This window comes from Nonomuraea sp. NPDC003754 (genome assembly GCF_053605785.1).
Window position 1 is genome coordinate 281,896 of the sequence record NZ_JBSGJX010000001.1, and the last position, 26,916, is coordinate 308,811.

At 71.1% G+C, this 26,916-nt stretch carries 19 protein-coding genes; 7 read left to right on the plus strand and 12 right to left on the minus strand.

The features are described from left to right. The first annotated feature begins 85 nt into the window (after window positions 1–85). Together eccB and ACWEVS_RS01295 are read left to right on the plus strand one after the other, a co-directional pair. Window positions 86–1,516 carry a type VII secretion protein EccB gene (gene eccB / locus ACWEVS_RS01290; RefSeq protein WP_452417172.1) on the plus strand — a complete coding sequence of 477 codons (1,431 nt, stop codon included), beginning with the start codon at window positions 86–88 and terminating at the stop codon, window positions 1,514–1,516. Beyond that, a complete protein-coding gene (locus ACWEVS_RS01295) occupies window positions 1,500–2,447 on the plus strand; it encodes a TAXI family TRAP transporter solute-binding subunit (RefSeq protein ID WP_452549389.1) in 948 nt (315 codons plus the stop codon). The genes eccB and ACWEVS_RS01295 overlap by 17 nt, the downstream gene beginning before the upstream one ends. Here the strand turns inward: ACWEVS_RS01295 and ACWEVS_RS01300 are convergent. Both ACWEVS_RS01300 and ACWEVS_RS01305 read right to left on the minus strand, forming a co-directional pair. Beyond that, window positions 2,371–3,765 carry a sensor histidine kinase gene (locus ACWEVS_RS01300; RefSeq protein ID WP_452549391.1) on the minus strand — a complete coding sequence of 465 codons (1,395 nt, stop codon included), beginning with the start codon at window positions 3,763–3,765 and terminating at the stop codon, window positions 2,371–2,373. The two genes, ACWEVS_RS01295 and ACWEVS_RS01300, sit on opposite strands and share 77 nt — an antisense overlap. 1 nt (window position 3,766) lies before the next feature. Further along, window positions 3,767–4,435, minus strand: coding sequence for a response regulator transcription factor (locus ACWEVS_RS01305; protein ID WP_449920199.1), 669 nt, complete (start codon window positions 4,433–4,435; stop codon window positions 3,767–3,769). Between the two features lie 90 nt (window positions 4,436–4,525). Between ACWEVS_RS01305 and ACWEVS_RS01310 the strand changes: the two genes are divergently transcribed. Both ACWEVS_RS01310 and ACWEVS_RS01315 read left to right on the plus strand, forming a co-directional pair. Beyond that, the gene (locus tag ACWEVS_RS01310; RefSeq protein ID WP_452417174.1) at window positions 4,526–4,828 is read left to right on the plus strand and encodes a hypothetical protein; all 303 of its coding nucleotides are present in this window, start codon (window positions 4,526–4,528) and stop codon (window positions 4,826–4,828) included. Continuing rightward, window positions 4,825–6,144 carry a LysM peptidoglycan-binding domain-containing protein gene (locus tag ACWEVS_RS01315; RefSeq protein WP_449920195.1) on the plus strand — a complete coding sequence of 440 codons (1,320 nt, stop codon included), beginning with the start codon at window positions 4,825–4,827 and terminating at the stop codon, window positions 6,142–6,144. The genes ACWEVS_RS01310 and ACWEVS_RS01315 overlap by 4 nt, the downstream gene beginning before the upstream one ends. A gap of 17 nt (window positions 6,145–6,161) precedes the next feature. On the opposite strand, the gene ACWEVS_RS01320 is transcribed toward ACWEVS_RS01315, so the two are convergent. From ACWEVS_RS01320 to ACWEVS_RS01345, 6 genes are all read right to left on the minus strand, one after another. Continuing rightward, window positions 6,162–6,926 carry a hypothetical protein gene (locus ACWEVS_RS01320; RefSeq protein ID WP_449920193.1) on the minus strand — a complete coding sequence of 255 codons (765 nt, stop codon included), beginning with the start codon at window positions 6,924–6,926 and terminating at the stop codon, window positions 6,162–6,164. A 2-nt stretch (window positions 6,927–6,928) separates the two neighbouring features. Then, window positions 6,929–8,020: a hypothetical protein gene (locus ACWEVS_RS01325; RefSeq protein ID WP_452549393.1), complete on the minus strand. Its 1,092-nt coding sequence runs from the start codon at window positions 8,018–8,020 to the stop codon at window positions 6,929–6,931. After that, a complete protein-coding gene (locus tag ACWEVS_RS01330) occupies window positions 8,020–9,510 on the minus strand; it encodes a hypothetical protein (protein WP_452549395.1) in 1,491 nt (496 codons plus the stop codon). Before ACWEVS_RS01330 ends, ACWEVS_RS01325 begins: the two co-directional genes overlap by 1 nt. Window positions 9,511–9,534: 24 nt before the next feature. Beyond that, entirely contained in the window at window positions 9,535–9,957 is a 423-nt protein-coding gene (locus tag ACWEVS_RS01335; RefSeq protein ID WP_449920185.1) for a hypothetical protein, read from the minus strand. Between the two features lie 74 nt (window positions 9,958–10,031). Continuing rightward, window positions 10,032–10,397, minus strand: a complete 366-nt coding sequence (locus ACWEVS_RS01340) for a WXG100 family type VII secretion target (protein ID WP_452417178.1) — start codon at window positions 10,395–10,397, stop codon at window positions 10,032–10,034. A 9-nt stretch (window positions 10,398–10,406) separates the two neighbouring features. Next, on the minus strand, window positions 10,407–10,724 hold the full coding sequence (locus ACWEVS_RS01345; RefSeq protein WP_449920180.1) for a WXG100 family type VII secretion target: 318 nt from the start codon (window positions 10,722–10,724) through the stop codon (window positions 10,407–10,409). A 328-nt stretch (window positions 10,725–11,052) separates the two neighbouring features. On the opposite strand from ACWEVS_RS01345, the gene ACWEVS_RS01350 reads away from it, so the two are divergent. Both ACWEVS_RS01350 and ACWEVS_RS01355 read left to right on the plus strand, forming a co-directional pair. Then, window positions 11,053–12,498: a hypothetical protein gene (locus ACWEVS_RS01350; RefSeq protein ID WP_452549397.1), complete on the plus strand. Its 1,446-nt coding sequence runs from the start codon at window positions 11,053–11,055 to the stop codon at window positions 12,496–12,498. 4 nt (window positions 12,499–12,502) lie between these two features. Further along, a complete protein-coding gene (locus ACWEVS_RS01355; RefSeq protein ID WP_449920177.1) occupies window positions 12,503–13,252 on the plus strand; it encodes a hypothetical protein in 750 nt (249 codons plus the stop codon). Window positions 13,253–13,350: 98 nt separating this feature from the next. Here ACWEVS_RS01355 and ACWEVS_RS01360 read toward each other — a convergent pair whose 3' ends face one another. Then, window positions 13,351–13,794: a YbaB/EbfC family nucleoid-associated protein gene (locus ACWEVS_RS01360; RefSeq protein ID WP_354906168.1), complete on the minus strand. Its 444-nt coding sequence runs from the start codon at window positions 13,792–13,794 to the stop codon at window positions 13,351–13,353. 75 nt (window positions 13,795–13,869) lie between these two features. Further along, entirely contained in the window at window positions 13,870–15,306 is a 1,437-nt protein-coding gene (gene eccD / locus ACWEVS_RS01365; RefSeq protein ID WP_449920175.1) for a type VII secretion integral membrane protein EccD, read from the minus strand. Window positions 15,307–15,345: 39 nt separating this feature from the next. Between eccD and eccCa the strand changes: the two genes are divergently transcribed. Then, on the plus strand, window positions 15,346–19,335 hold the full coding sequence (eccCa, locus tag ACWEVS_RS01370; protein ID WP_452417341.1) for a type VII secretion protein EccCa: 3,990 nt from the start codon (window positions 15,346–15,348) through the stop codon (window positions 19,333–19,335). On the opposite strand, the gene ACWEVS_RS01375 is transcribed toward eccCa, so the two are convergent. Next, complete coding sequence (locus ACWEVS_RS01375; RefSeq protein ID WP_452549399.1) at window positions 19,323–19,583, minus strand: hypothetical protein; 261 nt, start codon at window positions 19,581–19,583, stop codon at window positions 19,323–19,325. The two genes, eccCa and ACWEVS_RS01375, sit on opposite strands and share 13 nt — an antisense overlap. Then, entirely contained in the window at window positions 19,580–26,914 is a 7,335-nt protein-coding gene (locus tag ACWEVS_RS01380; RefSeq protein WP_452549401.1) for a DUF3626 domain-containing protein, read from the minus strand. Before ACWEVS_RS01380 ends, ACWEVS_RS01375 begins: the two co-directional genes overlap by 4 nt. Window positions 26,915–26,916 lie beyond the last annotated feature (2 nt).

Genomic DNA, 26,916 nt, shown 5'->3' on the forward strand with positions numbered 1-26,916 from the left:
CCCACCTCCGTCATCGTGATCTCGACTGTAGTGGAACCTGACCAAGTCATGTGGAACTTGGACATAGCCTCCTATGCTGGCCTCCATGCAGACCCGAAAGGATCTCTACCAGGCCCACCGGCTGATGATGCAGCGCATGGGCATGGCCCTCCTGCAGGCCGAACCGGACGTCCCCGAGTCGCCGATGCGCAGGCAGAACGTGGCGATGTTCTGCGGCGTGCTCATCGGGGTGCTGGTCGTCGCCGGGTTCGGGATCTGGGGTCTGATCAAGCCGGGCCACGCCACCAACCTCACCGACCCGGGGCAGTTGCTCGTCGAGGAGGACAGCGGCGCCACGTTCGTCTACAGCCAGCAGCAGGGCAGGTTGCTGCCCGTCGCCAACTACGTCTCCGCGCGGCTGCTGCTCGACAGCACGGACGTCCAGGTGCGCAGCGTGAAGGCCGCCTCGCTGGCGACGTTCGAGCGCGGCCCGATGGTCGGCATCCCTGGCCTGCCCGACTCCCTGCCGGCCAAGGACAAGCTGGTCAAGGGGCCGTGGTCGGCCTGTGTCATGGACAACCCCACGCTGTCGAGCGACCGCAAGCAGTTCGTGTCGCTGCTGGGCGGCATCCCGGTGGGCGGAAGGCCGGTCGGGTCGGACGCCATGGTGGTGGTCGAGGCCCGGCGCACCGGCCGGCCGACCGCATACGTGATCTTCAACGACCAGAAGATGCGGGTGGGGCCCGAGGGCCTGCAGGCGCTGGGCGCGAGCGCCACCCGGAAGGTGCCGGCCTCCTGGCTGAACGCCATCCCCGACGGCCCCGACTTCCGCGCGCCGGCCGTCGACGGCCTGGGCAGGCGGACGAAGGGCCCGGACGGGCGCACCGCGAGGATCGGCCAGATCTTCACCACGTCCGGCGTCGCGGGCAGCCCCGACCGGTGGTTCGTCCTGCTGTCCGACGGCCTGGCGCCCATCAGCCAGACCCAGGCGAGCCTGTTCCTCCAGGACACCAGGATCAAGGCGGCCTACCCCGGCGGCAGGGCCGTCGAGCGCGAGATCGACGCGGCCACCGCCAACAGCAGGCTGTCGGCGACGAAGAACTGGACGAGCAACGGCCTGCCGCAAACCCTCCCCAAGGTCGTCACGGTGCCGGGCACGTCGCCGCTGTGCGCGGTCTACTCCGACACCGCCAAGGGCTCGGTCAAGGCCAAGCTGACGATCGGCAGCACCATCACCATCAAGCCGCCCGCGGTGACGGGCAGCGAGCAGTACTTCGACCAGGTGATCCTCCCTGCGGGCGGAGCCGCGCTGGCCGGGCTGCTGCCGGGAGAGAACCAGCAGGCCGCGATCAACACCTACGAGCTCATCACCGACCAGGGCCGCAAGTTCCCGCTGCAGTCGGGCGACCTGGTGGGCAAGCTCGGCTACGACGCCGCCGACGTGACCCCGGTACCGACCCATCTGCTCCACGCCATCCCGCCCGGCCCGACGCTCGATCCGGCCAAGGCGCTGAACCCCGTTGCGGTCGGGCAGTAGCCGCAGGGCGGTGCTGGCCGCCCTGCTCGCGGCCCCGCTCGGCGCGCCGGCCGGCTGCGCGGGCGGGCACGGGACGACGCCGCTGGTGATCGCCACGGGCCAGCGCGGCGGCGTGTACTTCGACTACGGCGAGGGCCTGGCCTCGGCGATCGCCGCGGAGGGCTCCGGCCTGCGGCCGAAGGTGATCGCCACGGGCGCGTCGCTGGACAACCTCAGGCTCGTGTCCGCCGGCCAGGCCGACGTGGCCTTCACGCTGGCCGACTCGGCCGCGCTCGCCGTCACCGGCGAGCCGCCGTTCGAGGCGCCGCAGCCGGTGCGCGCGCTGGCCAGGCTGTACGACAACTACCTCCATCTGGTGGTGCGTACGGGCTCGGGCATCGTGGCGCTCGCCGGCCTGCGCGGACGGCGGGTCTCGTGCGGGGCCGCCGGCTCGGGCACCGAGATCATCGCCAGGCGGCTGCTGTCCCTCGCCAGGGTCAGGCCACGCGCGGTCGACCGGCTCGACCTGGCATCGTCGGCCGCGGCGCTGGCGTCGGGGTCGATCGACGCCTTCTTCTTCTCCGGCGGGCTGCCCACCCAGACGATCAGCCAGCTGGCCGCGCGCCGGCTGGTCCGCCTGGTGGACCTGCGCGACCACGCCGAGCCGATGCGGCGCAGGCACGGCGAGTTCTACAGCCCGCGCACCATCCCCGCCTCCACGTACGGCCTGCCCGCCTGCGGCTCGATCGGCGTGCCCGACTACCTGGTCGTCCGGCGGGGCATGGCCGAGGACCTCGCCTACGACCTGACGCGCCTGCTGTTCAGCGACAGGGACGCGCTCGAGCGGGCACACCCGGAGGCGCGCAGGCTCAACGTCAGGTCCGCTTTCGCCACCCATCCCGTGCCGCTGCATCAGGGCGCGATCCGCTACTACCGGGAAAGCAGATCCTGACCTCCAGGCCCGTGGGCTCGCGGGCCAGCAGTTCGACGCAGCCACCCGAGGCACCGGCCAGCACGTTGACGATCGACAGGCCGAGGCCCGTGCCGTCCACGTTCTGGTGCCTGGCCGAGCGCCAGAACCGCTCCGTGGCCCGCGCGAGCTCCTCCTCCGGCAGTCCGGGCCCGTCGTCCATCACGCGGATCACGGCCTGTCCCGCCACCCGCTCCAGGTGGACGGTGACCGTGCGGGCGCCGAACTTGAGCGCGTTGTCGATCAACGCGTCGAGGATCTGGTCCAGCGCCTCGGGCAGCGCGAGGACCGGCGCGTCCAGCCCGCCCGTACGGCGCAGCACCGCGCCCTGGCCCTGCCATGCCGCCACACGCCCGTCCACGACCTCCTCCGCGTCGACCTCGACCTGCCCGGGGCCGTCGTGGCGCTCCGCCGTGGCCAGCGCCAGCAGCCCCTCCAGGATGCGGGTGAGGCGGTCGGTCTCCTCCACCGTGAGCGCGTGCTCGCGCAGCCCGCTCTCGTTCAGGTGGTCGGCCAGGTTCTCCACGCGCAGCCGCAGCACGCCCAGCGGGGTGCGCAGCTGGTGGCTGGCGTCCGAGACGAAGGCCTGCTGGCGTTCGAGCAGGTCCGTGACGGTGTCGGCCATGCGGTTGAACGAGCGTGCCAGGCGCCGCAGTTCCGGTGGTCCGTCCATCCTGGCGACCCTGGCGGTCAGCCGTCCGTGGATGATGTCGTGGGTGACGGCGTCGAGCTCGAGCACCGGGCGGAGCGTCCATCGGGCCAGCCGTCTGGCTGCCAGCCAGGTCAGCGCCAGGGCGAGCAGGTAGCCGGCGAACAGGACCACCCAGGTACCGGCGATCCGCGCGCGCAGCGTGCCGGTGGGCGCGATCGTCACCGCGGCGCCGACCACCTCGCCCTCCTGGATCACCGGAACCGCGACGACGAGGTCGGCGGCCTGCCACGGCCAGATCGTCTCGGGGGGCCGCTGATCGGCCGACAGGGCCCGCTCGACGGGCCTGCGCGCCGCGCCGAGCGACAGCGTCGGCGGGGCCACCGCGACGATCTTGCCCTCCGCGTCGAGGACGGCGGCGCCGATGCCGAACAGCTCGTGGTAGCGGATCAGCTCGGCCCGTAGCCCCACGTTCTTGGCCGGGCCGAGCGCCGGGTCGGCCTGCGAGGCGAAGCGCTGGGTGTCGCCCTGCTGCTCGATGAACGACTCGTGCGTCTCGCGCACGGCCAGGTTGACCGCCAGCGGCACCATGAGGACGGCCAGCGACAGCGCCAGCAGCGACATGTAGCTGATCAGCAGGCGGCGGCGCATGTCACAGCGTTCGCATGCGGTAGCCCATGCCGCGAACGGTCTCGATCAGGCCGGGGTCGCCGAGCTTGGCGCGCAGGCTGGCGATGTGGACCTCGAGCGTGCGCGCCCCGCCCTGCCAGGTGGTCTGCCAGACCTCGGCCAGCAGGCCGTCCCTGCCGATCACCGCGCCGTCGGCGCGGACCAGGGCGTTCAGCAGGTCGAACTCCTTGCGGGTGAGGCGGACGTCGACGCCGTTCACCCTGACCGCGCGGCCTACCTCGTCCACGTCGAGCGGGCCGTACGTGCTGGTGCCGCGCGCGGTGGGGCGGTGGCTGCGCACCCTGCGCATGACCGCCTCCATCCGCGCCTCCAGCTCGGCCACGCCGAACGGTTTGACGATGTAGTCGTCGGCCCCGGCGCGCAGGCCGCGCACCCGCTGCGCCTCCTCGCCCCGCGCCGTGACCACGATGATCCCGATCTGCGAGTCGGCGCGCAGGCGGCGCAGGAGGTCCACCCCGTCCAGATCGGGCAGTCCGAGGTCGAGCAGGACGAGCTCCCGCGCCGCGTCCTCCGCCGCGGCCTGCGCCTCGGCGGCCGAACGGGCCCGCTCGACATGGTGTCCGTGCCGCCGTAACGCGGTCGCGAGCGCGTCGGCGAACCTGTCGTCGTCCTCGACGAGCAGGATCCGCATGCTCAACAACTCCTCAAATCTGACACCGAATATTTCACCACCGTTAACTCGAGTTCCTATCCTCCCCCGTAAAACGGATAAGGAGTGTTTGTGGGGCAGGATTCACAAGGGTTCACCTACCTGCCGGATTCGCTCCGCAGGGCCATGCGGGTGTGTGCCGATCAGGTGGACGACGTCGCCGCGATGCGGCACGCCTTCGCACCGGCCGCGCTGACCCGGCAGGACTTCGGGCTCGCCCCGGGCGCCGAGAAGGTCGCCGACGCCTACGTCGGCGACCCGGGACGCTACGAGAGCGTGGACACCTACCTGTCCGACCTCCTTCAGGCGCTGCAGTTCATCGCCGTCGCGCTCGACCGGTCCGAGGACGCCTACGAGAAGGCGGCGCCCCGATGACGCGAGAGCCCAGCGTCAACCCGTTCACCTGGAACTGGAACCCCGCCTCGTGGGGCTGGGACTTCGATCCGGGCACGGTGCTCAATCCCGGGCCGCTGTTCAGCACGCTGGCCGCCATGTGGCACGCGCTGCCCCGGATGTTCGACGACCGCATCGAGGACCGCCTGATGGGGGCCGCCGGCGCCCACCGCCAGCTCGACCGCGACCTCGATCGCCTGCACCAGGCGATCGACCCGGCGGTGGCCAAGATCGTGCAGGAGTGGCAGGGCGGGGCCGCCGACCAGTTCAGAACGGCGTGGGGCAAGGTCGTCGACCCGAAGGCCCGCGCCGCCCTCAAGCAGAGCTGCGTCGGCGTCGCGGAGGTTCTCGAGGCCGTCCTCTCCGCCACCAAGATGACCAAGCAGGCCATCGTCGAGCTGGTCAGGACGGCCGTGCTCTGGGCGGCGCTGTTCTTCGCGCTGCGGCTGGCCGCCTCCCTCTGGGCCGCCTACCTGGCCTACCTCAGGACCACCAGGCTGGTCATGGCCGCGGTCGCGCTGTTGCAACGGCTCTCTGGGTTGCTCAAGGCCGCGGGAATGGTCCTGTCCAGGCTGCCGCTCGCCGGCCGGCTGACCGTCGTGCCGAAGATCGGGAACATGCTCAAGACGGCCGCTCTGCGCCCCTTCGACGTCAAGGTCATGACCAAGCTGGCCTCGGCGAGCTTCAGCTCCTACGCCAAGACCTCCGCCTGGGTCTACGGCGGCGTCATCGGCACCCAGATGGCCGCGCAGGGAATGAAGGGCGAGAGCATCTTCAACCTCTCCCCCCTCACGTTCGCGCAGGCAGGGCGCATCACCACGGCGGCCACCCTCGCGGGCGTCTTCCTGCCCATCGCAGGGCCGTTCAGCAAGGGCCTGTTCCAGGGCGGCTCGGCCGCCTCCTGGGCGGCCACGCTGACCAAGAGCGGTACGGCGGTCGCCGAGTCCGGCATGGCCTTCGGCAGCTTCGTCGCGGCGCGCAACTGGGCCACCTCGAAGCTTCCGTGGCTGGCCAAGCTGGGGCCCGACGCGCAGAAGCAGGCGCTCGGCTTCACGCCGACGGCCGTGTTCCGGGTGTGGCGGCCGCTGCACACGTCGGACGTGCCCGAGCAACTGCCGTCGTGGGAGCGGCCCACCGTCGACCGGTGGTCGGTGAACGAGGGCTCGCTGTGGGAGGTCGCCGACAAGGTGTGGGGCGACGGCTCCCGGTGGCGGGAGATCTACAACGCCAACCGCGACCTGATCGGCCCCGACCCGACGGTCCTGCGGGTGGGGCAGGTCCTCACCATTCCCGGCTGAGGCCCGCCCCGCCGTGCTCAGACCGGGAACGTGTCCGGCAGGCCCGTCGACCCCTGGGGCATCCCCGGCAAGGTCTGGTTGCCGACCGTCTTCGGCATGATGCGGCCCGAGGCCTTGTCGTACTGCAGGCCGAGGGCGTCGAAGGCGGGCATCGCCTTCATGTCCTGGAACTTCGCCGCCTGCTGCTGGCCGAGCTGCATGACGGCCATCACGATGGGGGTGATGGCGAGGCCGACGAGCGTCATCTTCTTGAGCGCCCCGGTGGAGATCCGGCCGATCTGCGGACCCACGGTGCTCGCGGCCGTCTCACCCGCCACCACTCCCGCGGGGCCTGCCGCCCACGTCCCCCGCATGAAGACGGCCAGAGACAGCATGGCCAGAGAGGTGACCTCGGCGAGGTAGGCGCCGGCCTCGATCAGCCCCTTGGGGGAGCCGACCGCCTCGCCCAAGGTGTTGCGATGTTCGCCCTTCTTGTTCCATTCATTCTTGAAGTCGTCGAGGTACGGCTTGAAGGAGGCCCAGGCCGGGCCCTCCCACTCGGCGCGTTCCTGCAGGTCCTTCTCGAACTTGGCCAGCGCGTCGCGCACGGCGGCGATCTCCGTCGTCTCGCCGCCGTTCTCCGTGGACTTGTACGCCCGCCCGCCACCATCGATGGGTTCGGTGTCCGCGGCGCACGCCGCGAACGCCAGGGGAACCGCGCCCGCCCACAGCCGCCTGATCCACAAGGCGGCGCCCGCCATGATGCTGATCGCGGTCACGTAGCGCGTCAAAGTGGGTCCCATGGTCACACCTCGTGAGTCAGCGTCTGGGGCGCGATACCGTCCTGGTCCATCCAGACACCCTCGTCCTCGCGAAGCTCGTAGGTGTCCCTTTCCCTTTCCTTGTTGTCGCCCTGGCCGCCGCCCGCGCCCATCGGCGGCATCATCGGCATCATCGGCGCGCCGCCCGCGCCGTTGAGGCCACGCGCGCCGCCCAGGCCGGCGCCCGCGCCACCGAGGCCGGAGCCGGGCCCCGTGCCGGTACCCGTGCCCGTCCCCATGCCCGTGCCTGTCCTGCCGTACGACGCGGTCGGGTCGCCCGTGTAGGTGGTCGGCGTGACTTCAGGGGTGCGCAGGTTCGGTGTCTGCAGGTTCGGCGGCTGGTAGTCCGCCAGGCCCGTCGACCGCGGGTCGTTCAGGTCCGGGGTCTTGAGGTTCGGGTTGTTCAGGTCCGGGGTCTTGAGGTCCGGCCGGTTGAGGTCGGGACTGTTGAGGTCCGGTGTCCTGAGATCCGGCGTCTTCAGATCCGGGTTGTTCAGGTCCGGAGTCTTGAGATCGGGGGTCTTGAGATCGGGAGTCTTGAGGTCAGGGGTCTTGAGATCGGGGGTCTTGAGGTTCGGGTCGTCGAGCGGCAGCTTGGGCGTGTGGAGGTCCGGCCGGTCGAGACCGGGGGTGTTGATGCCGCCCGGGTTCAGGCCGGCGCCGCCAAGGTTGCCCAGGCCGCCCAGATTCCCGAGACCGCCGAGGTCACCGAGCCCCGCCGGGGTGATGCCAGGCGGCTTGAACTGGCTGTCTTCATCCGACTTGCGGTAGTTGGCGTCGGCCATCGTGAGCGCGGTGCGCCACGTCTTGAGCGCCTCGCCGGCGACCCTGGCCGACTCGGCCTCCTGGTCGCGGGCCTGCTCATGGGCGCTCTTCACGCCCATGAGCGCCATGGGGTAGTAGATGCTGACGCTGCTCGTCCGCGTGGCCAGCGCGTCGGCCGTCTCCGCGTTGTCCTCCAGACCGGCCGACGTCGGCTTCAGCTGATCCTTGACGAAGCGGATGCCGGAGGACGGCGACTGGTTCACCGCGCCCACGGTCGTCATCTCCGGCCACTGGCCGGTGGGGGAAGCCATCAGGCCTCGCCCGTCCTGCCGAGGAGGTCCGTGGTCACGTCATGCGAGGAAGCCCACGGGTTGCGGTCCTCCCGCAGGTTCGTCGTGTGTGTGTTCTCCTCGTTCTCGCCACCGCCGCCGATGGTGCCCCCCAAGCCGCCCATCAGGTGCGGCATGCCCGTGCCGTAGCCGGCGCGGGCGGCCGCCGAGGTCACCGCGTTCTGCCCGCCGAGGGTCCCGCCGCCGATCACCGAGGGAACGCCGGGCGCGCCGTTCGTCGGCCCGACGACGGTGTTCGGCAGCCCCGGCGTGGTGGAGATGGTGGGCGGCGTGGTCGCCGGGATCTGGGTGTACGGCGTCGTCGGCGTGGTCAGCGTCGGTGTGGTCGTCGGCGTGGTCGACGGTGTGGTCGGGGGGGTCTGGAGCGGCCTGTAGGAGGCCGTCTCCGTCTGGCGGGAGCCGTCGTCCTGGCCGATCACCGGTGGCGTGGTGCCGTCGCCCCTGCCCGTGCCACCCGGGCCCGTCCCCGTGCCGGGGTCGCCGTTGCCGCCGGGAACGGTCGGGTCGCCTCCGGGCGGGGTGCCGGTGCCCGGCGGCGTGCCCGGCGGGGTACCCGGGGGCGTGCCCGGCTTCTCGGGGTTCGTCGGCGTGGATCCGTCACCGTCACTGTCACCGTCACCGGAGCCCGTGCCAGGGCCCTGCCCGGGTCCGCCGGTGCCGGGCCGGTCGACACCGCCACCCGTGCCGGGTCGCGTGTCGCCGTCCTCGAAGGCCGGCGCGTCGGGGGTGCCGCCCCTGAAGGCGGGCTGGTACCGGTCCCGGGAGGTGTAGCTGGTGGACTGGTATCCGTCGGTCGCGCTGGGCGGGGCCGGGATCTCCAGGTCGTAGGAGACCTCGTCCGGCACCTGGGCGTAGAGGGAGACGATCTGCTTGTTCAGATCCTCCAGGATCTGCCGCGCCTTCTCGTCCCGCCTGGCCTTGGCCTCCGCCACCGGGTCCGAGCCCGGCGGGAGCGGCGTCGGGCCCGGCGAGGGCTTGGGCGTGGCGGTCGCCGAGGGCTTCGACGTCGGACTGGGCGTGGTGGTGACCGTGGGCGTCGGCGCGGGCTCCGAGCTGCCCGAAGACGTGCCGGGCAGCGGCTCGATGGCGTTCACCTTGGTGACCGCGTCGGGAAGGTGCGTGCCGCCGTAGTCGCTGAGCGCCGTCGAGACCGCCTTCATCTTGGTGGCCAGCTCGTCGCCCGTGGTGTCGAGCTTGTGCAGCCCGGCCTGGAAGAGCGCGGCGGTGGGGCCGCCCCACATCTCGCTGAGCCCCTTGGCCGCGGCCATCAGCGACTCCCTCGCCAGCCCGATCATCGAGGCGGCGCTGGAGTAGGCGTCGGCGGCCCGGACCACGGCAGCGGAATCGGTGTTGTCCAGCCAGACCTTGATCTGGTCCGCGGACGCCGTCACCTGACCGGCTTCGGGAGCCTCGCCGGTCTTGATCGTGTAGGTGTTCGACTCGCTGGCCACCCTGCACCTTCCAATTGGCGGACGTCAGCCGCCGTTGAAGACGTTGCTCTTCTCGTACTCGACCGCGTGGTCCTCGAGCGCCTGCACGACCTTCTCGAACGTCGAGACGAACTTCGCGTAGACCGCTTCGAAGCCGCGCGAATTGCCTTCGAGACTGACCACGCCGCCGGGGTCCGGGTCGGTCGAGCCGACCGCGTGGGCGAACCTGCTCGCCGTGGACCAGCTGCCGATCTCGTTGTGGCTGATCCTGGCGTGCCCCTGAACGCTCTCCAGGGCGCCGGTCATGTACCGGTCGCCGGGGTTGGCCGGGCCGCCCATGCCCCTGCCGTTCATGACCGTGAGGATGCCGCGCATCTCCTTGGCGATCGCGCGCATCCGCTCGACGCTGAACTCGACGGTGTTCTCGTCACCCTTGAGACCCGGCCACCCGCCGTCAGGTCCTGCCATGATGCCCTTCCATCCTCATGACGACGACAAATCCGGCCACCACCCGAAAGCGGTGACCGGTGAGTCGACCGGCCTCAGTACTGCGACCACATGGCCTTGTTGTGGCGCTCGGCGATCTGGTAGTTCTCGCTGGCCTGGTTGACGTGGTTCTTGGCGGCGAGCAGTTCGTTGCGCATCTGCTCGGCCTGCTGGTTCCACTTGACCTTCTTCTCCTCGAAGAAGGTCTTCGCGCCACCGGACCAGGCGTTGACGTCGCCCTTCTCGTCCTGGCCGTCGCCGGTGCCGAGGACCAGCGCGAGATCGCGCAGCAGGTCGGTGGTGATCTGCTCGAACCTGTTCACCATCGCCGTGAGGTCACCGGTGACGACGTCCATCGTCCCGAAGTTGACCTTGACGCGGTCGCTTGCGCCGTGCGCGCCGACATCGTTGTGCTGAGGCATGATGATCTCCTAGCGGTTGATGAGACCCTGGACGAAGTTCGCGCCGTCGGCTTCGTCGTCCGCCTTCTGGTAGGTCTCGGCGTTCGCGCCGAGCCTCTCGGCGACGGTGAAGAGGTCGTCGCGGACGAGAATCATGTTGTCGTCCCAGCCGATCATGGCCTGGCCGAACGTCTGCGCCGCCTTGCCCGCCCAGCCGGTCGCGAGGTTCTCGCCCGTCATGATGACGGCCTGGCGCAGGCCCTCCATCTCCTCGTGCGCGGCGACCACGAGGTCCCTGGCCCGAACGAGCTGGCTTTTGCTCGCCTGATAGAAGTCGATGTCCGCCACTGGTACCTCCTGTGCCGTGTGGCCCTGTGCAAGAGCAGTGCCACCCCCCTTACGGCCTCAGCCGTCAAGAGACGGGGAGCGATCACCGCATCCAACATCAAAGGGCACATAGGACCCCCGTCGCAACATAACTAACAAGCATGCAGATCACAGCTCGATAACGACACGGCGGCTCGGCGGCAAACGCGCAGGTAGGTGGATTGCGGGCCATTGACCCCGGCTGTCGATTCGGAGTCAACGAAAAGGACGATCGGCCCCTCCGCCTGCCCGGAGTGCCCCGACTTGAGCTACTGTTTCGGATCACTGAAAGCCGGGGGACGGAGGCCGGGTGAGCGAACAACGCAGCATGGACAGCCTTCTGAACTGGGGGCTGGCCGCCGAGCCTGATCGCTTACGGGACATCGACGACGCGCGGGGCGCGAGCGGTGCAACCATAGCGTTCGGCGAACCGGCGCCCTCGTCGCCCGTCGACACGAGCGGCGCGCCCGTCACGGGGCCCGCCGCGCCGGCCGACCTGGAAGGGTCGAGCGCGGCCGAGACGGAACTGGCCTCCAGCGATCCCGCCCAGTCCGGCCCGTCCGGTCAGCCCGACGGCTCGGGCGAGGCCACCGACTCCGGCGCCGTCGACCCGGGCGAGCCGGAGGACACCGAGCCGGGGCTCGTCGAGCCCGAGGCGGCCGAGGGAGATCCCGCGTGGGACCCGGCCACCGACGACGCCGGCGCCGACCTGTCCGGGGACGACGGCTACGTCGAGGGCAGCGGCGACGCCGACCCTGCCGATCTCGAGGGCGGCCTGGACGACATCGACGACCCGGACACCGGCTCCGACGGCCAGGGCGACCAGGACGGCAACGACGGCGACGGCAACGGCGACGGCTCAGGACAGAACGACTCCGACCAGGGGAACTCCGGCGGCGACGGCTCGGACCAGCAGCCGGGCGAGACCCCCGGTGACAACGGGACCGGCGACCCGACCAACCCCGGCGGAGACCCCATGAACCCGGGCGGCGACAAGCCCGGCGACAACAAACCAGGCGAAGAGAAGCCGGGCGAAGAGAAGCCGGGCGAGGAAAAGCCGGGCGAGGAAAAGCCCGGTGAAGAGAAGCCCGGTGAAGAGAAGCCGGGCGAAGAGAAGCCGGGCGAAGAGAAGCCGGGCGAAGAGAAGCCCGGCGAAGAGAAGCCCGGCGAAGAGAAGCCCGGTGAGGAAAAGCCGGGCGAAGAGAAGCCCGGCGAGGAAAAGCCCGGGGAAGGCGACGGTACCGGGGACACCCCTGCCCCGGAGACGCCGAACATCCCGGGTGGCGGTGGCGGCGGCCCCAGCGGAGGCGGCGGAGGGCCCAGCGGTGGCGGAGGGCCCAGCGGCAACCCCCCAGGGACGGGAAACCCTGACGGAAAGAAGGACAACCCGAAGAACGGCAACCAGAACAAGGACGACGGCAAGAACAAGGACGACGGCAAGAACAAAGGGGGCTCGGACGGCCAGACCAAGGTCGTCTCCAAGGAGGACTACAACAATGTGGCCAACATCGTGATCAATGAAGCCGCTCCCCATATGAAGAAGGTCCACGACATGCTCAAGGGCAATCATGTCGACCTCATGACCTTCGGCCTCGCGGGCACACCCATGCGGATGCAGCACGACAGCTCGCGCGACGCGGCGGCTAAATACACGAACTCCGGCGTCGAGCTCCTTGGCCGTTGGAACACCGCGTTGAAGAAGTCCGGCCTGGTCTGGGAGGGCGCCGACAACGCCAGCGAGTACAAGAAGGGCTGAGCCAATGGGCTATCTCAGCGTCTATCACACAGCAGCGACACTCGCCACGTTCGCCGCCCTCATCAACATGAAATTCGGGCCGAACCCGAGATCCTCGGCAAACGCGGCGATCAAGATGAATCCGAAGGCCGCTTTCGGCCTTCCTGGCGCCATCGAGACATTGGCCTGCGAACCTGAAAAGCAGAAGGCGCTGACCGAGAAATGGGACGAGACCGTCAAGCTGCTGGACACGGCCACCGCGGCATTGACGAAGGCCCTGAACGCCAAGCCGCCTGCGGACTGGACCAGCGAGGACAAGGAAGAGTTCAAAAAGAACGTCGAGGCGTTTCTCAAGGACGCCGAAAGAGATAAGGCGATCTGCACGAGCAGGTCCGGCACTGTCGGTCAGACCAGCCTCGAGGGCAAGGTCATGGCCTACGCAGCGCTGACCCTCGCAACCACTGCCCTCACCATCGCCATGGTGTTGCTGGCCATCAAGGCGCTGCCCGGGGTCGGGACGGCGGCGGCCGGAATCAAGGGCTGGCTCGCCAACGCGACGCTGGAGCAAATCGCTCTCAACCTACTCAACAAAAGAGTGATTGTGATCTCCGCAGCCGCAGCGATCTTCGCCGCCGGTGAAGCGTGGCACATCGCGAATGCCGCACAGCTCGACACCAAGGTCAACGATCCCCACGGCGGCGGCGAGGCCACGTTCAATCTGCCTGAGGCGAACTGGGAGAAGAAGCTGAACGAGAAGGCACCGGCGCAGGCATAGCACCCCGCCGGCCCTCGGAACGCGGCGAGAAGGGTGTTGAGGTCCGCCTTCGCGAGCTGATCGTCAACACCCTGGTCGTTCCCCCATCCCGCACGGCTCTAGAGGTCGAGGCGGCGGCGGATCTTGTCGAGTTCGCCCATTACGTCTTCGAACGTCCTGTTGTAGGCGGCCTCGGCGTTCTTGACCTGCTCCAGGGCGGCGTCCGGGTTGTTGATGAACTTCATGGGGTTCTCGTCCTCGCCGAAGACCTCCCCCATCGTCTCGTTGACCTGACGCTGCAGGTCGGCCGTCGCGTCCTGGACGACGGCCTTGACCTTCTCCGCCAGTTCGCCCGAGCTCAGCCGCATGGCCTTGGGGTGCAGTTCGAGCCCGGTCAGGCCGGCGCTGGTGTACTCCGCGCTGACCAGGCCGTCCTCGTCCTGCGCCCGGCCCACGAGCTCGCCCATGGTCTTCTGCATCTCCTCGACGCGCGCGAACTGCTCGTCGGCGGTCTTGAGGAGCTTGTCGATGTCGAGGTTCGCGAAGTCCCCGAAGTCCTGCACTGGCTACTCCGTCCTGGAGGGGGAAACGTCCAGCAACGTATCGGTTGCCGGTTTACTCCGCAATCATGGAAACGCTCAGCCCGAGAGGCCGCGCACCCACGTGTAGACGTCGAGGACGCCGAGCGCGAGCGGGAACAGCGCCGCGATCAGCATGAGGTCCACGATGTCGCCCGCGCGGCCCCAGAACGGCGAGGGCTTGCCCGTGGGCAGCCAGGTCCCGAGTCCGGCCGCGACGAGCGCGACCCACAGCAGCCCGACGCCCACGGCGACGGCCGCGATGTCGCCCATGCCGGCGCTCACGGACAACCCCAGTGCCGCGAGCCCGGCCAGTCCTGACACGAGCAGCCAGATCCGCTGGCCCAGCCCGTGGAAGACCCGCGCCCGCATGATCAGGGTCAGCGCGAGCACCACGACCATGACCCTCGCGGCCCACCCGCCCTCCATGACCAGCAGGAACAGCGCGCCCATCGCCACCAGGCACGCCGCGGCGATCAGGCTGGTCACGAAGGACTGCGCCTTGGCGGTGCGCTCCTTGACCTGCGTGGCGTCGAGAAGCTGGTTGTCGTTGCGCAGTTCCTCCGCGGTCGTCGGCATGTTCGGCAGCGGCAGCTTCGCCATCCGGAAGGACAGCGTGGGGATGAGCGGGGTGAAGGCCAGCAGGACGGTCGCCGACACCGCCGCCACGCCCGCGGGCGAGGTGCCCCAGATCATGACGACCGCCGCGCCCGCCGCCCCGGTGACCGAGGCGATGGCCGTACCGAGGAATCCGGACTGGCCGTCGGCGGTCAGCGCGCCGCCGAAGGCGGCCACCAGCGCCGTGCAGGCGAAGGCGGCGAGCAGGTTGGGCGCGGAGAAGCCGGCGCCGCCGGGGGCCAGCAGGCCCGCCAGGAACCCGTACGGCAGCGCCGCCCATCCGATCGGCGCGCCCACCTTCGAGTCGCCGATCGCGCGCGACATGACCGCACCCGTCACCAGGAGCAGCAGCGCCAGCACGCCCGCGACGATCGCCCTGATCGTCCACGGCGGACCGGCCGCGTAGAGGGCGAGCGCCCCCATGACCAGCAGCCCGCACGCGGCGCTGGTGCCCGCCAGGCGGGTGTGGTCGGGCGTCCACTTGCCCGCCCCCTCCTTGACCCCGCCCGCGACCACGTCGGCGACGTCGTCGTAGAGGGCCGGCGGCAGGACGGCGTCGCGCGGCCTGAGGTAGAGCACCTCGCCGTCGAGGACGCCGAGGGCGCCGAGGCTCTGGCCGATGTCGAGCGGCGCGCCGCCGAGGCGCTGCAGCATCCATCCCGCGGCGGACGTGGCCTCGCCGCCCACTTCGTCCATCGCGCGGAGGAGGCCGGGCAGGACGTGCGGCAGCGGGATGTCCGCGGGCAGCGCGAGATCGGCTCTCTTGCGCGGGCCGACGATTGTGACGTGGCACAAGGCCGGCATCGGCGCGGGGATCTGCGCGAGAGCGCCCTGCTGCATCGGGCCTTGCGGGGATGGTCCATGAGCAAGCGACTTCACGGAAGGAAACATATCGGGCAAGCGGAAAGACCCGCATTGATGGTAAGAAATTGCCGTGTGAGCATCGTGATTGTGCGACGGCCCGAACGCCGTGCCAGCCCCAAGCCACCTCGTGGCGAGGTCCTGCTCGAAAGCCCACCCGAGATCCCCGAAGTCCAGGGTCAAGGCTTCATGGGGGTTCTGACCTACCTGCCGATGGTGGCCGGCGGGGCGGCGATGGGGTTGATGTTCACCGCGGGAGGAAATTCCAACCCGCTCATGTACGTGGCCAGCGGCCTGTTCGCCTTTTCCATGATGGGCATGACCATCGGGCAGCTCGGCAGGCAGTCGGGCGAGCGCAAGCACCGGCTCAACGGCCTGCGCCGCGACTACTTCCGTTACCTGTCACAGGTCCGCAGGAAGGCCCGCAGGGCCGCCAGGCAGCAGCGCGAGGCGCTGGAGTGGAGCGGCCCCGCGCCCGACTCGCTCTGGTGGATCGCCATGAGCCCACGCCTGTGGGAGCGCCGGCCGCGCGACCCCGACTTCGGCACCGTACGGCTCGGCACCGGCATGCAGAAGCTGGCCATCCAGCTCATCCCGCCGGACTCCAAGCCGGTCGAGGACCTCGACGCCCTGACGGCCGGCGCGCTGCGGCGGTTCGTCAGGGCGCATGCGACGGTCTCCGAGCTGCCCGTCTCCGTGGCGCTCGGCTCCTTCGCCCGCATCAAGCTGAGCGGTGACCAGCAGGCGATCCGCGGGCTGGTCAGGGCGATGATCGCGCAGATGGTCGTCTTCCACTCCCCCGACGACCTGCGGATCCTGGTCTGCGCGGGCAAGGAGTCGATGGCGCACTGGGACTGGGTCAAGTGGCTCCCGCACGCCCTGCATCCCGACCAGACCGACCTGGCGGGGCAGGTCAGGCTGATGGCCGAGAACCTCAGCGAGCTCGACCGGCTGGTCGGGGGCGAGCTGAAGGAGCGGGCCAGGTTCAAGCCGGGCGCGCCCGCCGACTCCCTGCCGTACCACGTGGTGATCGTGGACGGCGGGTACGTGCCGCACGACTCCCAGCTCGGCATGGACGCCATCCAGGGTGTGACGCTGATCGACCTGTCCGACGCCGCGGGGCTGGTGGAGGAGAAGGCGATGCTGCGGCTGGACATCCAGAGCGACGCCTTCCACATGATCAAGCTGGACCACGCAGGCAAGGCGACCAGCACCCGTCTCGGCGATCCCGACCAGCTCGACTACCTGATGTGCGAGGGGCTGGCCAGGCAGCTGGCACCGCTCAGGCTCTCGTCGGGGTCTGCAGGGGGCGAGTCGCAGGACGTGCTGTCGATCAACACCACGCTCACCGACCTGCTCGGGGTCGGCGATCCGACCAGGCTCGACACCGAGCACACCTGGCGGCCGCGGGCGGGCCGCAACCGGCTGCGCGTGCCGATCGGCCTCGGCGCCGACGGCCGCGTGGTGGAGCTCGACATCAAGGAGTCGGCGCAGGGCGGCATGGGCCCGCACGGCCTGGTCATCGGCGCCACCGGTTCCGGCAAGAGCGAGCTGCTGCGCACGCTGGTGCTCGGCCTGGCCGTCACGCACTCCTCCGAGATCCTCAACTTCGTCCTGGTCGACTTCAAGGGTGGCGCGACCTTCCTCGGCCTCGAGTCGCTCTCGCACGTCTCGGCGGTCATCACCAACCTGGAGGACGAGCTGCCGCTGGTCGACCGCATGCACGACGCGTTGCACGGCGAGATGGTCCGCCGCCAGGAACTGCTGCGCGCGGCCGGCAACTACGCCTCGCTGCGCGACTACGAGCGGGCCAGGGAGCAGGGCGCGGAGCTGGCGCCGATGCCCACGCTGTTCGTCGTGCTCGACGAGTTCAGCGAGCTGCTGTCGGCCAAGCCCGAGTTCATCGACCTGTTCGTGATGATCGGCCGGCTCGGCCGTTCGCTCGGCGTCCACCTGCTGCTCGCCTCCCAGCGGCTGGAGGAGGGCCGGCTGCGCGGCCTGGACACGCATCTGTCCTACCGGATCGGTCTGCGCACCTTCTCCGCCATGGAGAGCCGCGTCGTGCTCGGCGTCGCCGACGCCTACGAGCTGCCGTCCGCGCCCGGCAACGGCTACCTGAAGTTCGACACCACCGGCATGACGCGGTTCAAGGCCGCCTACGTCTCCGGTCCCTACCAGCCGGACCCCTACCAGTCGGCGGCCTCCGCCGCCGGCGGGCCCGTCCGCGAGGTCGTGGAGTACGGCCCGGCCTTCGTGCCTGTCCCCGTGGTGGAGACGCCCCCCAAGGAGCTGGCCGCGGCGGAGGAGAAGACGCCGCAGGTCAGCCTGCTCGACATCATGGTGGGACGGCTGCACGACCGGGGGCCCGCCGCGCACCGCATCTGGCTGCCGCCGCTCGGCCAGGCGCCGACCCTGGCGCAGCTGCTCCCGCCGCTGTCGGTCACGCCCGCCTACGGGCTGTCGACCACCGACTGGTCGGGCCGCGGCAGGCTCCACGCCGTGATCGGCATCATCGACAAGCCGTTCGAGCAGCGGCGCGACCCGTTCTGGCTGGACCTGTCGGGCGCGTCGGGACACGTCGGCGTCGCGGGCGGCACGCAGAGCGGCAAGAGCACGGTGCTGCGCACGCTCATCACCAGCATGGCGCTCACGCACACCCCCCGCGAGGTGCAGTTCTACTGCCTCGACTTCGGTGGCGGCTCGCTCGCGGGCCTCGACGGCCTGCCGCACATCGGCGGCGTGGCCAGCCGCCTGGACGCCGACCGCGTCCGCCGTACGGTCGCCGAGGTCGCCACCGTCCTCCAGCAGCGCGAGCGCATGTTCGCCGACCACGGCATCGACTCGATCGCCACCTATCGCCGGATGGTCGCCGAGGGCTCGTTCGAGGGCGACGGCTGGGGCGACATCTTCCTCGTCGTGGACGGCTGGCTGACCATCAGGCAGGAGTTCGACTCGCTGGAGCCGACGATCACCGACCTGGCGGGGCGCGGCCTCGGCTACGGCATCCACATCGTGGCCGCCACCAACAAGTGGTCGGAGTTCCGGCCGGGTATCCGCGACCTGTTCGGCACCAGGATCGAGCTCAAGCTGGGCGACGCCTACGAGTCGGAGATCAACCGCAAGACGGCGCTCGCCGTACCGGAGGGGACGCCAGGACGCGGGCTCACCAAGGAAGGCATGCACTTCCTGTCCGCGCTGCCGCGGATCGACGGCGTGCAGAGCGCCGAGGACCTGTCGGTGGGCGTGCGCGCGCTGGTGCAGACGGTCAGGGACGCCTGGCAGGGTCCCCCGGCGCCGGGCGTGCGGCTGCTGCCCTCGGTGCTGCCCGCCGAGATGCTGCCCGGGATCGAGGAGACGGGGCGCAAGCTCATCCCGATCGGCATCGACGAGGCCATGCTCGCGCCCGTCCTGCTCGACCTGGAGGCCGATCCGCACTTCATCGTGGTGGGCGACACCGAGAGCGGGAAGTCGAACCTGCTGCGGCTCATCGCCGAGAGCGTGGTGTCCAGGCAGACGCCGCGCGAGGCGATGATGATCGTGATCGACTACCGCAGGTCGCTGCTCGACTCGGCGGCCACCGAGCACCGGATCGGCTACGCCGCGTCGAGCGCCGCCGCCGCCGGCCTGATCAACGACGCCAGGCAGGCGCTGCTGAAGCGTCTGCCGCCCGCCGACCTGACGCCCGAGCAGCTGCGGTCCCGCAGCTGGTGGCAGGGTTCTGACCTGTACATCGTGGTCGACGACTACGACCTGGTCGCCACCTCGAACAACCCGCTGCAGCCGCTGGCCGACCTGCTCCCGCAGGCCCGCGACATCGGCCTGCACCTGATCATGTCGCGGCAGATGGGCGGCGTCGGCAGGGCGATGTTCGACCCGATCATCACCAAGATCAAGGACATGGCGAGCCCCGCGCTGGTCATGTCCGGCAACAAGGACGAGGGCTACGTCTTCGGCAACATCCGCCCGCAGCCGCTGCCGGTCGGCCGTGGCTACTTCGTCGACCGGAAGTCCGGCGCGCGGCTGATCCAGACCGCCTACCTCCCCTGACGCCGCCGCTCCATGAGCTCGCGGATGAACGGGCTGACGGCCGCGCGCAGCTCCCCGTCCTTCCTCGTCAGCGCCTCGACCAGGCGCGCGGGAAGCTCGGGGGGCTGCTCGTCGACCGGCTCCCACTCGGCGTGCGCCAGCGCGGAGGCCAGCGGCAGCACGTGCGTGCCGGGCGGCAGGATCACCGCCGCCTCGCCGAGCGCCACCAGGATCGCCCCGTCGGACCTGCGACCCACCGTTCTGATCATCGCGTACTCCCGGGATAGACGTAGTACCAGTCGATGCCCGCCGCCTCCAGCGCCGCCACCAGGCCGGCGTCGGGCCGGACGGTGAAGACGACATGGCTGATGTCGCTCACCCTCACGCCGCCGTGCATCTGCGCCTCGACGTAGGCGTTGTTCTGCCAGTCCAGACCCGCGTAGTCGCGCCGCACACCGCGTAGCGGTTCCTTCGCGGGGTCGAACCCGCGGAGGGGAGCCGCGGCGTACGACTCGGGGCGTGGGTCGTTGATCCTGCTGGGCACCGCGGTCTCGGTGACCTCGATGGAGTCGCCGACGCAGAAGGTCGACCTGTCCCTGACCTCGGGACGCAGGGTGACCTGGACCTCACCGTACTCGGACACCCGGTTCGTGGTGCCCATCCCGATCAGGGACGGGTCGGAGATCCGCTCGTACAGGTTGACGTAGCCGTAGACCGGCCGCAGTTCGGGGGTCAGGTCGGCGGGATAGCCGAACCAGCTCTCCTCGTAGGCGGAGCGCAGGACGTTGTCGTAGACCCCGCCCGAGCTCGCGACCTCGAACTGCGTCTTGAACCGCCCCTCTGCCAGTACGGCCCGCAGCGTCTCGGGGCTGACCCGCATCGAGATCGGCCGGTCCGCCAGCATGGTGACCAGCTCGTCGCGAAGGTGCGCGCGCAGCCGTTCGACGTCCATGCCCAGCTCGTCGGCCAGCGCCCTGGTCTCGAGGAGGATGGCGGCGTGCTGGTCGATGTAGGCGGCCTCGGCGCGATCCCTCATCCGTTCGGCCAGCCTGGCCTCCAGCCAGTCGCGTTCGGCGACCGCCCTGGCGTACTCGACGGTGTCGGTCCTGCCCTGGAAGTCGAGGTTGTAGGTTGTGCTGCTCAGCTCGCGAAGGCGGGCGAACTCCCTGACCGTCTGGAGGTCGGGTGCCGGCCGCACCGGAGCCGGTCCCTCCGGCCACTCCGCACCCAGCCCGCCGAGGGTGGGCGGGTCTCCCGCCGGGACCGGCTGGTGCGGGTGCGCGGGGGCCGGCTGGTCCGCCTCCGGAAGGAAGATCTTCGCGGCCCCGTCCATCGGCCACCGCCTGGTGGGGTCCTCGAAGGCGATCACGACGCGGCCCGTCAGGTCCGCCAGCTCCTGGATGAGCAGCTTGTCGTGGGCGGCGTGCGGCCCCCGCAGCACGATCGCGGCGCCGGGCTCGGCCACCAGCCGCGGGTCCAGCGCCAGCATGGTGGCCAGGTCCCTGACCGGGACCGGGACGTCGCCCACCCGGAAGGCGTGATAGTCCGACCTGATGCCGACCGTGACCGCGCCCTCGACCGGACGTGCCCCCGTCATCCTGTTGGTCACGGCCGCGTCCTCCAGGTCGCCGAAGACTCTGAAGCCGACGCCCACCGGCGACTCCGTCCGTGTCGCGGCGGTGAAGCGCTGCTGGTCCACGCTGAGCACCCGGTGGCTCAGGTCCGGCACGCGGGCCGGGGCGTTCCCCTCCGTCAGGTAGAGCCTGATCCCCCGCCTGCCGTCCGGCATGGTCGCGTCGCGCTCCACCGCGATCACCCGCAGCGCCGTGCCGGGCGGCAGCGTGTCACCCGAGGCGGTGCGGATGACGCTCTCGACCGGCACGCCCTCCTCCGGCAGCCGGCTGTTCCCGCGGACGAGCTCTCCGGAGACGCCCTCCTCGGCGAACCTGGCCAGGAGGGCGTCGACGTCGCCGGCCGGAAGTTCGTCGTGGCGGTAGAGGGTGCGCGACACGTCCCTGGGCGCGGCCGTGTCCCAGTCGATGGCCCGGTGGATCTCCGCCTGCACGTCCGGCCAGCTCTCGGCGAAGCCGGGATGCAGGTCGAGGGTGGTCAGCTCGTCGAGCCGTACCCACCGGATGCCCTGCGACTCCCACGAGGACGGCCTGATGTCCACCGGTTCGGGCAGGGTGGCGATGACCGTCTCGTAGGACCAGCCGCCGTGGTCGTTGACGTGGCGGCCGTGGATCCGCACCGTGGCGGGGTCCAGCGTGCTCTCCTCGGCGGCCTCCCGCAGCGCGGCGGCCACGGCGCCCTCGTTCAGGTCCCTGGCACCGCCGAGCAGCGACCAGGTGCCGCCGCCGTCGGAGGTGGCGGCGCGGTGCTGCATGAGCACGTACGTCTCGCCGTCGCCGCCCTTGCTGAGCAGCAGCAGCCCGGCGGCGCCGTTGGTGCCCCAGTGGGTGCCCTCCGCGCACGCGCAGGGCACCCAGCCGTCGCCCGACCTGGCCACCTCGCTGACGTAGACGGTGTCACCGTCGACCCGGTCCACGCGGAACTCGGTGTCCGGCCGGAAGATCAGCCTGCCTTCGGCGGGGTCGCCGGCGGCGACGCTGATGTCGTGGGCCGTCCTGGAGGTGATGACGAAGTCCACGCGGCCGGGCACCGCGACGGGCTCGCGCGGCTCGCGGTAGGCGGTGGTGAACCTGGGGTCGGAGACGACCGCCCCCTGCGTGTAGGCCGCTCTGTCGGCCTCGGACAGCACCACGCTGAGGTGGGCCTGCCCGGTGAACGGCGCCTGGTACTCCCCCAGCGTGTCGAGCGCGCCGAGGATGCCGCGCACGTGCTCCTCGTACGGCGGCAGCAGCCTCGGGTCGCCCATCGCCCTGTCGATGGGCGCGTCGAGCCCGTTGGCGTAGGTGTGCAGGGCCACCAGTTCCTCGATCGCCAGCCGCCGGAACGGCGAGCTCTCGGGAAGGTCGCGGACCATGGCCTCCACCCGGGCCGCGAACCTCTCGTAGCCCGCGATGCCGGCCCTGACGCCCTCCAGCGTCCGCGCGTACGGCTCGGCCGAACGCGTCACCGAGTCGTCGACGCCGAAGAACCCGCGCACCGCCGACTTGACCCGCTCCCAGGCGGTGGGCGGCACGACGTCGTCCGGCAGGAAGATCCGCAGGTTCCCGCGACCGCCCAGGGCGCCGTGCTCGGCGTCCATCGCGAACATGTCGCCGTAGGGGCCCACCCTGACCCGCGAGTCGGCCGCCACCACGACATGGCCGGTGAGCCTGGCCACCTCCTGCGCGTAGGTGTGGGCGCCCACGTTGCAGTTGGCGAGGATGACCAGATCGTCGTGTTGGAGAAAGGAATCGTTCAGGATGATCGCCGCCAGATCCTCGGCCCTGACGGTCCTGCCGCCGACCATCAGCCCGTCAGGGCCGCCGTGTCCGTCCACGTAGTAGGCACCGTCGATGGAGCGCACCTCTAGAGCGGACCGCTCGATCCCCATGTCGTGGGAGAAGGCCGGATCGCGCAGCCAGATACCCGCCCCCGTCTCCACCCGGTGGTGGTCGTAATGGTGCCGGGCGGCCGGGCTCAGTTCGGGCGTGGCCCGGTGGACCGGCTCGGCGAAGGCGGCGGTGCCCATCCCGTCGGGCGCCTGGACGAGGAAGTAGTGCCGCTCCCCGTGGGAGAACTCCTGCAACGCGAGCACCTTGAAGGGCGCGTCGACGCGGAACAGCGCGTGGTGGGGCCGGCCGGACAGCGCTTCCGCCGCCACGTAGTCGCCGGCCCGGATGGTCAGGCGCACGGTACGCGGCTCGTCGCCGAGGAAGCGGGGGTCGTCGACGCCCTCCAGGATGCCCTTGAAGGCGAACTCCGCGCCCGGCGCGAGGTTCGCGGGGACCCACTCCTCCGGCACCCTGACCGTTACGGTCCCCTCCTGTCGCGGCAGGAGGGCCAGCTCGGCACTGGCCTGGCGCAGCATCGCGTCGGCCAGCGGATCGCCGCCGTGCGCCAGCTCGTTGACCTGCCGCAGGTTGGTGCCCTCCAGCAGGTGCGGCAGGGCGGGGATCGGCTGGTCCGGCGGGCGCCACGGCGTACCGGAGTAGTCGGGCACCAGGCGGGGGCCGTGGTCCAGGGAACCCAGCGGGACGGGCGCGTCCTGCGCAGGCCGCGCGAGGCCGGCCCAGTTGTCGCTGATCCGCTCGTGCAGGTCGGCCAGGCCGCGCCGGGCGAACTCGGGGCCGAGCTCCTGAAGCTTCGTGGTGACCGCGTCGATGTCGCGCTGGGACCACAGCCCCTTGTCCCCGCTGATCCGCTCAAGCAGCGGATTGTCGGCCACCATCCGCTGGAACAGCTCGGCGGGAATGGGGCCGTCGGCCATCAGCAGCGTGTGGAGGCCGCGTCTGGCCAGCTCCCCCTGGTTCGCGCCCAGCCGGTGCTCGTACATGACGGTCGTGTCCGCCCGGTACACCCCCGACGTGCCGTCCTTCACCGCGCCGAGCTCGAGCGCGGCCAGTTCCGCCCGGTCGGCCGTCTCGATGTCGTCGAACTCGCGGCGGATGGCGAACGTGCCGTCGTTGAACTCGACGACCTCCTCGAGGCCCCGCATGGTGTCGATCACGAGGGAGTTCCGCACGCCCGACTGGACGGCGGCCCTGAGCCGGTCACTGCCGTATGCCTGGTGGACCGTGTCGTCGTCGATCCTGAGGACGGCGGGGCCGTCCAGGCCGAGGGCGTCGCGCAGCAGCGCCTCGGCCTCTGCGCGCCTCGCGGCTTCGTCACGGAGGACCAGCGCCTCCGAACCGTCGCGGTGGACGACCAGCTCCGCGAACCCCTCGTCGCCGTTGACGAACCGGTCCCCCACGCTCCCGCGCCCGGTCCTCGCGGCGAGCTGCTCGCGCGGGTCCACCAGGGGACGGCTCAGGTCCGTCGACAGGTCGGTGACCGCGCGATGGGCGCGCGCCCGCGCGGCGAGATCCTCGTCGGCCGCCCAGAAGAACGGCCTGTCCACCGGGGCCTTGAGCACCGAGTCGGCGCCGCCCGCGTGCTCGGCCACCTTGTCCAGGACGAACTGGACGTTGGCGAACCAGTCGCCCCTGCCCAGACGTTCGAACTCCGGCCGTAACCGTTCGACCGCGGCCTTGAGGGTGGCCATGTCCCGCACCGACATCGGGTTCGGTGCCCAGTCGAACCTGCCCGGTTCCACCTCCCGGAAGAACAGCCTCGTCAGCGGGCTGTTCGGATCGGGCATCATCGGCCGGAAGGTCTTGTCGTGGTCGAAGCCGCGGAGACGGCCGTCGTCGCCGACCCGCATGCCGTCGCCGTGCGCCCGGTCGTAGTTGCCGATGAGCGCGTCGCCCAGGCCCATGAGCACGGCGTCACGGCTGTGCATGACGTGCTCGGGCAGCTCCCAGCGGTCCCCGTGCCAGCGGAGTTCCGGCCGCTCGCCCTCGACCCAGCCGGTGATCAGCGTGTGCTCGTCGACGAGGTGGGTCGGGGGCACGTCCAGACCCAGCGAGCGCAGGAGCATCGAGGACAGGTGCTCGGCGTCGCGCATCTCGGTGGTGGCGGTCTCCTTCCTGGCCGCCGGTCCTCCGTCGGTCAGCGTGACCCGCTCGACCTTGACCGACTCCGTGCCGCTGGACAGCACGACGGGGTCGCCGACGGTGCCCTTGGCGGCCAGCGCGGCGAACTGCTCCTGCGTCATGCCGTGCCACGACGGTGGCGGCTCGGCGCGGGTGGTGCTCCAGTTGATCAGGCCCTCGATCCGGTTGGCCGGCTCGGGCCTGCGCTCCGCCATCGCGGAGGAGGTCTCGCCGGCTCGCGCCACCGGCCCGTCGGCGTGGGCGCCGGTGCTCTCGGCCACCCGGGTGACGGGCCCGTCCGCGCGGGCCCCGCCACCGCTCTCCGGCGTCCGCGGGCCCTCCCCCTCGCCCCGGCTCCCGGTCGACTCGGTACGGCCGGCGGACCCGTCGCCGCGGCTCACCGGCCCCCCGGTACGGTCGGCAGGCCCGTCACCGCGGCTCACCGTCCCCCCGCTACGGTCGGCGGGGGCGTCGCCGTGCGAGGCGGGGGCGTCGCCGTGCGCGGCGGGGCCGTCGCCCCGGTCCGTCGACCTGGCATGCGTGAAGGGCCGTTCGGGGTCGCCGGACGGCCTGCCCGTCCGCTCGGGGCGCGCGTCCGGCCTGCCGCCGGGATCCGGATCGGCGTCCGCGCGTCCGGCCCGTTCGTGGGTCACCTCGCCCCCGGCCCCACGCTCCGGCACGGCCGCCGGTCTCGACACCGTCCCGGCCTCGCCCCGGGCAGGCGTCTCCGCACGAGCCTCCGCACGCGCGGGGGCTTCCGCACGGGCAGCCGTCTCGGCGCGGGCGGGCGGGCGGACCTGGTCGCTCCTGACCGGGGGCACGGGCTGGGTCCCGTCGTCCGCGCGGTGCGGGCTCGTCCTGATCTCGTCGGGTACGGCTCGCGCGACGTCCGCCGCCTGCCCGCCCACGGCCCGCGCCCCGTCGGCCGCCCGGTCGGTCGTGGCACGCGCCAGGGTGGTCATGTCGCCATCGGCCACGCGGTCCGTCTCGTGCGCCGCCGTGCGCATGCCGTCCAGGAAGGGATCGGCGGCCGGCTTCGAGGTGGCCGGGCCGTCCTCGTCGAGGCGCTTGGTCGCCGCGGCGACGCCGTCGAGCGAGCTCGCGGCCGGCCCCGCCGTACCGTCGGGGGGAACGTCGGGGGGAAAGAGGTGGGCGCCGGTCTTGCCGGGGCCGGAGTGCGCGCCGCCGCCCGCGCCGGTGCGGTCGATGCCGCCGACGAAGCCGGAGGTCAGCCCCTCCGCCACCAGCTTCCAGTCCACGGGCCGGCCGCTGCCGACCGCGCTCCACACCTCCGTGACGAGCGCGGTGATGCCGCCGACCACGCCCGACTGGGCCATGAAGATCAGCATCGACCGGGTCGGCAGCAGCCCGGCGCCGAGGCCCATGAGCGCCCCGGACAGCGCCCCGGTGCCCGCGGACGTGAGGACCTGGCCGACGTCGACGTGGTCCCTGCGTGACTGGCTCGCCTGGATGGCGTAGTCCATCACGCCCATGATCGTGCCGAAGAGCCCGCAGCAAAACAGCAGCCGCTTGGCCAGTTGCGCGATCACGGCGCGGCTCAGCAGCGCCCGGAAGCCGATCCACTTGAACGTGGGCCCGGCCAGCGGGGTGCCGAGCAGCAGGATCACCGCGCCGATCTGCACGACCAGCAGCACGACGGTCAACTTGATCATGCGCTTGGTGTACTCGAGCTGGACCCCGAGATCGTTCAGGGCGAGCGCCATGGCGGCCAGGCGGTTGACGGCGTCGGCCTGGTGTCCCCGCGTCGTGGTCAGGACGTGCTTGACGAAGGCCTGCAGCGCGTCGCCGTCCCATTCGTCCGCGTCGGGCGGCCGTCTGCCCAGCAGGCTCCTCGACGGGTCACCGTCCGGGCCGCCGACCACCTCGTAGAGCGCCGCCACGAGCGCGTCGGCGAGCCGGAACAGGGCCTTCTCGTCGCCCTGGGGCCAGTCCATGCCGACCACCCAGCCGATCCACGGCCGCGCGAACCCCGGGATGGGCACACCGTCGAGCCACACCG

Coding starts and splice junctions, on each gene's coding strand:
- eccB (WP_452417172.1), top strand. CDS start 86: ATGCAGACCCGAAAGGATCTCTACCAGGCCCACCGGCTGATGATGCAG.
- ACWEVS_RS01300 (WP_452549391.1), bottom strand. CDS start 3,765: ATGCGCCGCCGCCTGCTGATCAGCTACATGTCGCTGCTGGCGCTGTCG.
- ACWEVS_RS01305 (WP_449920199.1), bottom strand. CDS start 4,435: ATGCGGATCCTGCTCGTCGAGGACGACGACAGGTTCGCCGACGCGCTC.
- ACWEVS_RS01315 (WP_449920195.1), top strand. CDS start 4,825: ATGACGCGAGAGCCCAGCGTCAACCCGTTCACCTGGAACTGGAACCCC.
- ACWEVS_RS01320 (WP_449920193.1), bottom strand. CDS start 6,926: ATGGGACCCACTTTGACGCGCTACGTGACCGCGATCAGCATCATGGCG.
- ACWEVS_RS01325 (WP_452549393.1), bottom strand. CDS start 8,020: ATGGCTTCCCCCACCGGCCAGTGGCCGGAGATGACGACCGTGGGCGCG.
- ACWEVS_RS01335 (WP_449920185.1), bottom strand. CDS start 9,957: ATGGCAGGACCTGACGGCGGGTGGCCGGGTCTCAAGGGTGACGAGAAC.
- ACWEVS_RS01340 (WP_452417178.1), bottom strand. CDS start 10,397: ATGCCTCAGCACAACGATGTCGGCGCGCACGGCGCAAGCGACCGCGTC.
- ACWEVS_RS01355 (WP_449920177.1), top strand. CDS start 12,503: ATGGGCTATCTCAGCGTCTATCACACAGCAGCGACACTCGCCACGTTC.
- eccCa (WP_452417341.1), top strand. CDS start 15,346: ATGGTAAGAAATTGCCGTGTGAGCATCGTGATTGTGCGACGGCCCGAA.
- ACWEVS_RS01375 (WP_452549399.1), bottom strand. CDS start 19,583: ATGATCAGAACGGTGGGTCGCAGGTCCGACGGGGCGATCCTGGTGGCG.